Here is an 11,845-nt window from a genome sequence, read left to right on the forward strand (position 1 = left end):
TATGAAGAAACTTTTACTATTCATCACGTTATTTTGCGGTTTTTCAATTGTACTCTATTCTCAAGAACAAAAAAATGAGAATGGAGTTGTTTCGTTTTCGTTACCAATCAGAAATTCATTAAGATTTAATAGATATTTAATTAACCCAACTTTCAGTTTTGTCCGAGAAACAAATGCATATGCAAGTTTCTACAACAAAAGACAATGGGTGCAGTTTGAGAATGCTCCACAAACGTATCTGGCAAATTATTCCGGACGTTTTAGAGAAAATGAAGCTTTTGCAGTTGGTTTATTTCAACAGAATTACGGTTTAATGACTGTTTTTGGTGGAGTGGTCAATTTTGCTCACAATGTTTCATTTGCAGAAGACAGTAATTTGACTTTTGGTTTAAATATTGGAGCTTACAGAAGCGGATTGGATAAAGGAAAAATTATCTCTGATGATCCAGACATTTTAAATGGTGATTATCCTGGATATACAATGCTTACCGTTAATCCTGGAATCAATTACGGAACAGAATTCATTGATTTCGGATTATCGATCAATAATTTAATTCTTTACAATTTCGGATTAGGAATGGTAAAGGAAGACCCGGAAAGAGCAATCGCACTTCATGCAATGTACACTGGATATATTGACAGTTACGGTTTTTTTGACAGAAGTAAATTTTCGGGAATTGTAAAAACAGATCTTAAAAAAGATAAAACGGTTATATCTGGGCTTGCCATGCTGTCACTTCAACAAGGAGTTTGGGCACAAGCTGGATATAATACATTATACGGAATTTCGGCTGGGCTTGGGGTTAATATCACTCCGAGCATTGCTATTGAATACAATTATGAAAGAGGGATGGGCAATTTAACAAACATGGGAGGTTCTCATGAATTTGCAATTGCTTATAAATTTAAAAACAAAAATTACTATTACGGTGACGATGATGAAGGATCTTTAATAGATCCGTCAAAACCAAAACCAGTTCCAGCTAAGCCAAAATCAGAGACAACTCAGGTTAATAGAGCTGAAATAGCTGAAAAGAACAGATTGGCTGCAGAAGCAAAAGCACAAGCAGATGCGGAAGCAAAACAAAAAAGACTGGCAGCTGCCGAAAAAGCTAAGGCTGATGCCGAAGCTGCAGCGAAAGCAAAACTAGAAGCAGACAATAAAGCTAAAGCAGATGCTCAAGCTCTTAAAATAAAATTAGCCGCCGATGCTAAAACTAAAGCAGATGCTGCCGCTGCCGCAAGAGCAGAGAGTGCAGCTGCAAAACAAGCAGTTGCCGAAAAACAAAAAGCACAAGTACAATTAGCTGCCGATAAAGCAAAAACCGATGCAGAAGCTCGTAAAGCACAATTAGAAGCAGATAATAAAGCTAAAGCTGATGCAGCAGCTGCCGCAAGAGCGCAAACTGTGACCGCAAAACAAGCAGTTGCTGAAAAACAAAAAACACAAACACAATTAGCTGCCGATAAAGCAAGAGCCGATGCAGAAGCTCGTAGAGCACAATTAGCAGCAGATAATAAAGCAAAAGTAGATGCAGCTGCCGCAGCGAGAGCACAGGCAATTGCTAATAAGCCAGGAGCAACGGCTGCACAAAAAACAGCTGCACAATTAGCAGCAGATAATAAAGCTAAGGCAGATGCTGAGGCATTGAGAATTAAGTTAGCCGCAGAAGCAAAAGCTAAAGCAGATGCAGAAGCACAGGCTAAACAAACTGCAGACGCTCAGAAAACACCAGCGCAGTTAGCTGCTGACAAATCTAAAGCAGATGCTGAGGCGTTGCGAATTAAATTAGCCGCTGATGCAAAAGCTAAAGCAGATGCAGAATCTCAGGCAAAACAAACTGGGGCTACAACGCCGGCAACTACGCAAAAAACAGCAGCTCAATTAGCTGCTGATAAATCAAAAGCCGATGCTGAAGCTGCAGCAAAAGCAAAATTAGCAGCTGAAGAAAAAGCTAAAGCTGATGCAGAAGCTCGTAAAGCACAGTTAGCTGCAGATGCAAAAGCAAAAGCAGATGCCGCAGAAGCAAAACGTAAAGCCGATGCAAAAGCAAAAGCAGAAGAGGCCGATTTACAGTCTATTCTTGCCGCGGATGCAAAAGCCAAAGCCGATTCAGATGCACTTCAGGCAAGGTTAGCCGCAGAAGCAAAAGCGAAAGCTGCCGCAGCTGCAAAAACAAAAGCAAATATTGATGCAGCAAACAAAGCGAAAGCTGCCGCAGATGCAAAAGCAAAAGCCGCAGAAGAGGCTGCATTAAAAGAAAGATTAGCCGCAGAAGCAAAAGCAAAAGCAGATGCAGAAGCAAGGCAAGCAATAATAGCCGCAGAAGCAAAAGCCAAAGCTGATGCAGAGGCATTGAAATTAAAACAAGCCGAAGAAGCAAAACAAGCTCAATTGGCAGCTGAGGCAAAAGCAAAAGCGGATGCAGAGGCAGCTCAAGCGAAATTAGCCACAGAAGCAAAAGCAAAAGCCGATGCTGAAGCACTGAAATTGAAACAAGCTGAAGAAGCCAAAGCAAAACAAGCCGAAGAAGCGAAACAAGCTCAACTGGCAGCTGAGGCAAAAGCGAAAGCGGATGCAGAGGTAGCTCAAGCAAAATTAGCTGCAGAAGCAAAAGCGAAAGCAGATGCTGAAGCACTGAAATTGAAACAAGCAGAAGAAGCAAAACAAGCTAAACTTGATGCAGAAGCAAAAGCAAAAGCTGACGCTGAAGCATTGAAACTGAAACAAGAAGAAGAAAAGAAACAAGCTAAACTTGAAGCAGAAGCAAAAGCTCAAGCTGATGCAGAAGCCAAGAAAGCAAGATTAGCTGCAGAAGCACAAGCTAAAGCAGATGCAGAAGCACTAAAAGTTAAACAAGCTCAGGAAGCTAAGCAAGCTAAACTTGATGCAGACAATAAAGCTAAAGCAGATGCTGAAGCATTGAAACTGAAACAAGAAGAAGAAAAGAAACAAGCTAAACTTGAAGCAGAAGCCAAAACTCAAGCAGATGCAGAAGCTAAGAAAGCAAGATTAGCGGCAGAAGCACAAGCTAAAGCAGATGCGGAAGCATTAAAAGTTAAACAAGCTCAGGAAGCTAAGCAAGCTAAACTTGATGCAGACAATAAAGCCAAAGCAGATGCTGAAGCATTGAAACTGAAACAAGCTGAAGAGGCAAAACAAGCTAAACTTGAAGCAGAAGCCAAAACTCAAGCAGATGCAGAAGCTAAGAAAGCGAGATTAGCAGCCGAGGCACAAGCCAAAGCAGATGCGGAAGCATTAAAAGTTAAACAAGCTCAGGAAGCTAAACAGGCGAAACTTGATGCAGAGAATAAAGCCAAAGCCGATGCTGAAGCTAAAAAAGCACAGTTAGCTGCTGAGGCCAAAGCGAAAGCTGATGCAGAAGCACTGAGAATAAAACAAGCTGAAGAAGCAAAACAAGCGCAATTGGTGGCAGATGCAAAAGCCAAAGCAGATATGGAAGCTTTACAAGCACAACTTCTTGCAGACGCAAAAGTAAAAGCCGATGCTGAAGCTACTGCCAAAGCCAAAGCCGATGCAGAAGCGAAAAAACTTCAGGAAGCCGAAGAAGCTCGTCAAGCAAAACTGGCTGCTGAAGCAAAAGCAAAAGCAGATGCAGAAGCATTAAAAGTAAAACAGGCCGAAGAAGCTAAACAAGCAAAATTAGCAGCAGAGGAAAAAGCGAAAGCAGATGCTGAAGCTCTTAAGATAAAACAAGCTGAAGAAGCAAGACAAGCAAAATTAGCTGCAGATGCAAAAGCCAAAGCAGATATGGAAGCACTTCAGGCACAACTTCTTGCAGATGCAAAAGTAAAAGCCGATGCAGAAGCTACTGCTAAAGCAAAAGCCGAAGCTGAAGCTAAAAAACTTCAGGAAGCCGAAGAAGCTCGTCAAGCGAAACTAGCAGCTGATGCTCAAGCCAAAGCAGACGCAGAAGCTCTTAAGGCAAAACTAGCTGCTGACGCTAAAGCGAAAGCAGATGCACAAGCATTACAAGCTAAACAAGCAGCTGATGAAAAAGCTAAAGCTGATGAAGAAGCTCGTCAAGCGAAACTAGCAGCCGACGCCCAAGCTAAAGCAGACGCGGAAGCTCTTAAAGCAAAACTAGCAGCTGATGCCAAAGCTAAAGCCGATGCAGAAGCATTACAGAAGAAACAAGCAGCTGAAGAAAAAGCTAAAGCTGATGAAGAAGTTCGTCAAGCGAAACTAGCAGCCGATGCGAAAGCCAAAGCAGATGCAGAAGCTCTTAAAGCAAAACTAGCAGCCGACGCTAAAGCGAAAGCCGATGCAGAGGCATTACAAAAGAAACAGGCCGCTGAAGAAAAAGCTAAAGCTGATGCTCAAGCCAAAGCAGACGCAGAAGCTCTTAAAGCAAAACTAGCAGCTGATGCCAAAGCTAAAGCCGATGCAGAAGCATTACAAAAGAAACAGGCCGCTGAAGAAAAAGCAAGAGTTGAGGAAGAAGCTCGTCAAGCGAAATTAGCAGCCGATGCTCAAGCGAAAGCAGACGCAGAAGCTCTTAAAGCAAAACTAGCAGCTGACGCCAAAGCTAAAGCCGATGCAGAGGCATTACAGAAGAAACAGGCAGCTGAAGAAAAAGCAAGAGTTGAGGAAGAAGCTCGTCAAGCGAAATTAGCAGCAGAAGCAAAAGCAAAAGCTGATGCAGAAGCATTACAAGCTAAATTGGCAGCAGAGGCAGCAGCAAAAGATGAGACAGCAAAAGCAATAGATAATCTAACTCAGTCTTTAGAAGGTGTTGGCAAAGTACAAACGGATTTATTAGCACAATTCAAAGCTACAGTTGCCAACAAACAAAAAGACTTGAATGATTTGAAAGAAGAGAATGATTTAAGTGAAAAAGGAATTTACAAAGAGCCTAAACCATTTAAGAGTGTAGCAGCTGAAAACAGTCAGATTGAAGCATTGAAAATCCAGATTGCTGAAGCGAATACCAGCATGAAAAATGAAATTGCAAAACTGACGAACTTATATAATGAAAGAGTTAAAAAGTTCCCGAAAAATGATCCTCTAAACAGGGCTTATTTGGAGAAAATTAACGAGTTGAAAGCGGCTCAGTTAAAAATGGAACTTGAAGGCGCGGCTTTACTGTCAGATTTAGAACGTATCAAAACTGAAACTGAAATTGAGCGTAAACGTAGAATTAAACGTGCAGCTTATGAAAATGATCAAGGAAGGTATGCTCAGGATCTTGCAGCGTTGAAACGTATTAAGGAAACAACCAAAGTAAGCAACACGCCATTAACGGCAAGCGATTTTGATTTTGGTGAAGAACAGTCAAATATGCAGATCATCAAGAATATTAAAAATTCTGAAAATGGTTATTATTTGATTTTGGCAGTTCATAACAGTATCGAGAAACGTGATGAGTTTTTAACGAAGGCGGTAGCTGCGGGACGTTCAGACGTTAATTTCTTTTACAATGTGACCACAAGTAAATATTACATCTATTATGAGAAATTTGATGGGTTGCAAGAAGCGACCAAGGCATTGGAAGCAAAAGGAAACAAACCATACAACGGTAATATGGCCATTGTAAAAGTGGAGAATTAATAAGAGTTACGAATATATAGTTAGTGTGCTTTTAAAAGAGAAAAAGCATTTGTAAATAAGAGTTTAAAGCGCTGGAATTTTAAGTTCTAATGCCCCTTAGAACAAGAAACAAGGCCCAATAAAGTAAATACCATGAAAAAACCTACTATTCTAAAAATTGCAATTTTATTTTTGTTGTTTTTGCAATGTGATATTGTCTCGGCTCAGAATTGGAAGACGTTCGATAGACAATACAATGCGCAGCTCAAGGGAGATATTCTTGTTATTGGAAATAACATTCTGAACAGGCGCACAACGGACTGGAGAGGTAACGAGACTGCTAGTCCGAACAGTGATTATGACGGAACCGGTCTGAACGGTAATTTTGATATGCGTTATATCAATATCGACAACGGAGCGACACCTGGAATTTTTAGTTCAAGTAGTGCCAATCTTACGGTACCTAATAACAGAGCTCCTGGATCTCCTTGTTATAGAGTTGCCTATGCGGCACTGTATTGGGCTGCTACCTTAAATGGTACCGACAGAAGAAATATTAATACAGTAAAGCTAAAGGTCCCAAATACATCTAATAGTAACTATCAAAATATTACGGGAACGATTATTCATGATATTACAACTCCTGCCGGTGGTATTAATCCTGATAATACTCAGGCTTATGCTTGTTTTGCGGATGTTACCAATTTATTAAGCGAAACAAATCCAAATGGTACATATACCGTTGCGAACGTAATTTCGAGTCAAGGATCTAATGGAGGAACTGGTTTATCTGCTGGTTGGTCTCTTTTTATCGTTTATGAAGATTCGAGTTTGCCTACAAAAGCGATTTCTACTTTTAACGGTTTTACAGCAAGACAGCAAGGTGGAGGGCCAAATAATACAGTAATTACTGGTTTTACTACTATCCCTACGGGTCCGGTTAAGGCACGTTTTGCATTTGCGGCTCTTGAAGGAGATTTAGGTTATACTGGAGATTATCTTCAAATAAACGGAACGACTATTACGCCACCTACTAGACCAAGAGTGGGTAATGCTAACAACTTTTTCAATAGTACAATCAACAGCTTAGGTTCTCTTTATCTTGATAGAGAGCCGAAGAGTAGAAATACATTAGGTTTTGATACGGGTGTAATTGATATTGATCCTTCGTCTAATATTATTAAAAATAATGATACGCAGGCGACCATAACCTTAGCGACAACCACCGACGTATATATTTATTATTTTACCGCCTTTTCGGTTGACATTATTGCGCCGAAAATTGTTTTAACAAAAGGAGTAAAAGATATTAATAATGCTGATGCATCTGGTAAAGATGTTATTTTAGGAGAAGAACTTCGATATGAATTAAAATTTAAAAATGAAGGGAATGATAATGCGAAATCATTTACGATTACCGATCAGCTTCCTATAAATACAGATTTTAATTTCCCATCTGACTTAATGGAGCTTCCGCCAGGAATGACTATTCCAACAACTGCGGCTGGAAATTCATATGTTCAGTATAATCCAACAACTAGAACATTAACATTTACTATACCGAATAGTTATGTTGCTGCTGTTCCAAACAGATCACCAGAATATACTATCCGTTTTAAGGTAAAAGTTGTAGACGACTGTTCTAAATTAACAGATGCTTGTTCGAATTTAATTCAGAATACAGCAAGAACATCTTATGTAGGTGATTTAGGAGGTTCCGGAACCAACTTTGGTGACAATAGTTATTCTTCGACTACGGGATGTAATATAGTACCACAGTCAACTAACTTTTTGGTAGGCTTAGATGCATGTAGAAACAGAAGAACAGAAATCTGTACTTCTAGTATGACAATTTCTGCATCTGGTGGTTATAGAAGTTATTCTTGGTCAAGAAATTCTTCGGGCACACCGGTAATTGGAACAAGCCAGACACTTACTGTGACACAGCCAGGTGTTTATTACGTTTACAATACAGCAAATCCTCCTTGTATCGATTTACAGGAAATTATTACTGTTGTAGATGGAGGCGGTGTACGAACAAACCCAATTATACCATATGCAGATAATAGAAATCCAGATGGAACCATTCCGGGATGTTTAATCGATGGTAAACCATTACCTAAAATTCATCTTTGTGGTACAAATGATTCGAGATTAATCAACCTTAATTTAAGTGGCGCTACAATTGTCTGGGAAAAGACAAACTGTGCGAGACCAGAAGATTTATCTGAACTTTGTGCTGACGAGAGAACAAGTTGTGCATGGGTTTCAGCTGGACCAAACGGTTCATTGTTTACAGCCAACGAAGCAGGTTATTATCGTGTTACCATAAATGTAAATGGCTGCCAGAACCGTTATTATTTTAATGTTTATAAAACTGACGTTTCGATTACAGAAACTCATAAAGACATTATCTGTAATAATAAAGGTAACATTACCGCTCAGTTGCTTACAGGTTACGAATACAGTCTAACAAATGTTGCTACTAATGCAACAACAGGTTGGCAGGATAGTAACTCTTTTGATATTGATTTTTGGAATGCTGGTACTTACGTAATCAACTACAGACTTAAAAATGTTCCTAACACTTGCGTTTTTAGATCGGGAAGAATAGAGATTCGTTCTTTAACAATGAGTCCTGTTGTAGAAAATCCGAATGAGCATCCAAATTGTTATGGAGAAAACGGAAGAATTACTGTAAGTGCAACAGCTGGTTTCTCTAATTATTATTTTGCTCTTTATGATAATAATGTTTTAATTCAGCAGGTTGGGCCAATTACAGCAAACGTTTATACATTTACTCCTGCTCCAGGTAAATATTATACTGTTGAAGTTTATACCATGGACGGCAACACAAAAATATGTTCTGGATCTATAGGAAAATATATAAACAATCCTCCATCAGAACTTAATCTTACTGCAACTGCTATAACACCGCTTACTGCTTGTAGCGAAGGTAAATATAAAATATCAGCAAGCGGAGGAAGTGGCGGTTATTCATTCTTTGTTGATGGATCGACTACACCTCAGGCTTCATCAGAAAATGATAATACGGATCAGAATGCTATTATCATCATGACGCCGACTGCGAGAGATTATACAATTCGTGTTCGTGATTCGAGACTTTGCGAAAAAACAATAACAGTTAGAGTTCCTGCAATGCCGACGCCACAATATACGGTTTCGCATACGAACAGTAATTGTTATGACGGAAGCTCAGAAATCAGAGTGAATCTTACGAATGCAAATGGATATACTATGGCTTATAGTATAAACGACGGAGCTAGCTATCAGTCAAGCCCAGTATTCTCTAATTTGCAACCGGGTAACTATATTGTAAAAGTAAAATACAGTGTTACATATCCAATTACAAACTGGCCAAACGTTGCAACAAAAGATTGTTTTGGACCAAGCGAACCAGTTACAATTACGGGACCAACGTCTGCAATATCGGCTTCTGCTGGTGTAGCTGCACTTGCAGGATGTACACTTCCGGATGCGACAGGTGTTAACCAAGGAGGAAAATTAAGAATTAATAACGTTCAAGGAGGTACACCAAATTATCAGTACAGTTTTGACGGAGGAGCAACGTGGCAAGCTACTAATGAAAAGGATGTTTTACCAGGAACTTATGTTTTAGTAGTAAGAGATGCTTTAGGATGTATGTTTACCATTCCTTACGACATTATTTTAGATCCTAGACCATCTGATCCTACTATTAGGGTAGAAGATCCAGTGTTTAATTGCGATGGTACTGCAACAAGTACAGTAACAGTTACAAACGGAGTTTCTAATTATACTTACGAATATTACCTTGATGGAGTTGCTAATACTCCTATAACTAATAATGTATTTACTAATGTTCCTTCTGGAAGTCATACAGTTTCTGTACGATACAGAGCCTCTACAGTACCTACATACAGTAACTTATTGAGAGAAGATTTCGGAAGAGGACCAGACGTAAAAGTTGATGGAATTCACCCGAATTACTGTTGGGAAAGACAGGATTATGTTCCTGACTGTCCTAATGCTTATATGCCTATCTTATTAAATGATGGTGAATATGTTGTAACACAGGCATTGATACCAGAACACAAAGATGGATTCAGATGGAACTTACCAAAAGACAATACTTCAGTTATTAACAACACACCTCATATTACCGATGGTAGATTTTTAGCTGTAAACGTGGGTGGAGTTGTACCTCCTGGCGGAATTTTATACAGAAAAACAATTAATGATGTAATACCGAATCAAGATATTCAGGTATCGCTTTATATGTTGAATTTATTAGCGGCAGATAATAATTTACCTTCTCCTAGGCTTACAATCCAGCTTCAGAAAAATGGAGTTGCAATTCCGGGTGCGTCAAAAGATACACAAGGTATACCTCGCGATGAAAAATGGCATAATACTACCGATTTAGGAAATGGTCAAGTTTTAACCTTAAATCCTGGAAATAATACATCATTAGATTTTGTTATTTTATCTTATAGCCAGGTAATTGATGGAAATGATTTAGCTGTTGATGATATCTGGGTTCGTCAGATTCCAGAATCATGTATTGCGCAAAAAGATTTCCCGATTGTTATTGACAGCAATAAAGCTTTCAGCGCGTCTATCACAGGATTCAAGAACCTTACTTGTCCAGGTGCTAATAATGGAGAAATTACAATTGCGGCACAGAATTTTAATCTTCCTTACGGATTTGATTATTCATTAGATAATGGAGCTACTTGGATAAATTCTAAAGTATCTCCAGTTACAGCTACAGGATTGACAAACAGAACTTATGCAATTAGAGTTCGTTTCAATAATGCGGCTTCAAGCTGTGTTTTCCCATTCAGCCAAGTAATTTCTGCTCCAGCAGCTTTAGCTGTAACGGCTCAGGTTACTGCGCAACCAACTTGTACAAATGGTGCTTCTATTACAGCAACTGTAACAGGAGGAACACCTAACTACCAATACGAATTAAGAGCGGCAAACGGAACTACAGTTGTAACTCCGTACCAAACCTCTAATGTATTTACAAATGTTGCAACAGGAACTTACACAGTTGTAGTTAGAGATGCAAATTCTTGTTCTTCTCCGGCTTCAGCAAGTGTAAATATTAATTCTCCAACACCTCCAACAGCTTCGTTGGCAGCAAGTTCAGATTTATGTTACGATACTGTAAACCAGTCTACGCTTGTAGTGACTGCTACAGGAGCGGGAACATTAACTTATAGTTTAGACGGAGCTGCGGCTCAAACGTCTAATACATTTACAAATGTTGGTCCTGGAACGCACAATATTGTGGTAACTGACAGTAATAACTGTACAGCAGCAATAAGCAATATTGTTATTGCACCACAGTTGCAAGGATCAGCAGCTATTACAAAAACTTTAGATTGTACAACATCTCCAAATGCTTCAATTACAGTTACAATTACTGGAGGAACTAGTGCCTATTCTTATAGAGTTAGAAGAGGTTCAGGAACCTACGGAAGTAGTGTTGCTGTAGCAGGAAACTCTTTTGTATATACAGGAGCAACTGTTGCTGATACCTATACTTTTGAAATTACAGATTCAACAGGATGTATAACTACAGTAAGCGCTATCGTTAACGCCATAGTGTATCCTACAGTTACAGCTACAAAAGTTGATGCTACATGTAACGGTGCTTCAACAGGATCAGTACAGTTAAGCGGAGCAGGAGGTTCAGGTGGTTATACTTATTTATTCTATAATAGTACAACAACACCAGTGCCAACGAATTTTGTAGCAAATTCTGCTTATACAGGATTAGCGGCAGGAACTTATTCTTATCAAGTTAAGGACAGCAACGGATGTACATCTGCTGTTGGAAGCATAGTTATTGCTCAGCCTACAACTTTAACAGCAACTGCTACTGCAACGACATTTACTTGTGATGCATCAAATGTAAAACAAGCTGCAACTGTAACTATTGCAGTTCCGACAACGGGAACATCACCTTATCAATATAGTTTTGATGGTGGTACAACTTTTAGCAGTACACGTACTTTATCTGTAACAGATAATGGAACAAATAGAACTATTTCTTATGTAGTTCGTGATGCACAAGGATGTAGTACACCAGTACAGACAATTACAATCAATAGATTAAACCCACCGACTGATTTAGCTTTCAGCGCAGCAGCTGTTACCTGTACGGCTACTACTACTACGGTTACGGCTACGGCTACAAACGGAGTTGCGCCATTGACATTCGCAATCACCTCTCCATCTGGCTCAGCTGCTAGTAACACTACAGGTGTTTTTGCAGGTCTTGCT

2 protein-coding genes are annotated in these 11,845 nt (G+C 39.4%); both read left to right on the forward strand.

Features of this window, described 5'->3' with window-relative positions; all coding sequences use genetic code 11:
• Window position 1 precedes the first annotated feature (1 nt).
• Window positions 2-5,572 (forward strand): PorP/SprF family type IX secretion system membrane protein, encoded by a 5,571-nt coding sequence (locus ACFFLS_RS19005; protein ID WP_379689588.1) that lies wholly within the window; start codon window positions 2-4, stop codon window positions 5,570-5,572.
• Between the two features lie 132 nt (window positions 5,573-5,704).
• Window positions 5,705-11,845 (forward strand): hypothetical protein (locus tag ACFFLS_RS19010; protein ID WP_379689591.1); only part of this gene is annotated, 6,141 nt, incomplete at its 3' end.

The organism is Flavobacterium procerum, assembly GCF_042431625.1.
Lineage (GTDB): Bacteria > Bacteroidota > Bacteroidia > Flavobacteriales > Flavobacteriaceae > Flavobacterium > Flavobacterium procerum.

What these genes read in the sequence shown, in the direction of transcription:
- ACFFLS_RS19005 (WP_379689588.1), top strand. Translation starts at nt 2, where the DNA reads ATGAAGAAACTTTTACTATTCATCACGTTATTTTGCGGTTTTTCAATT.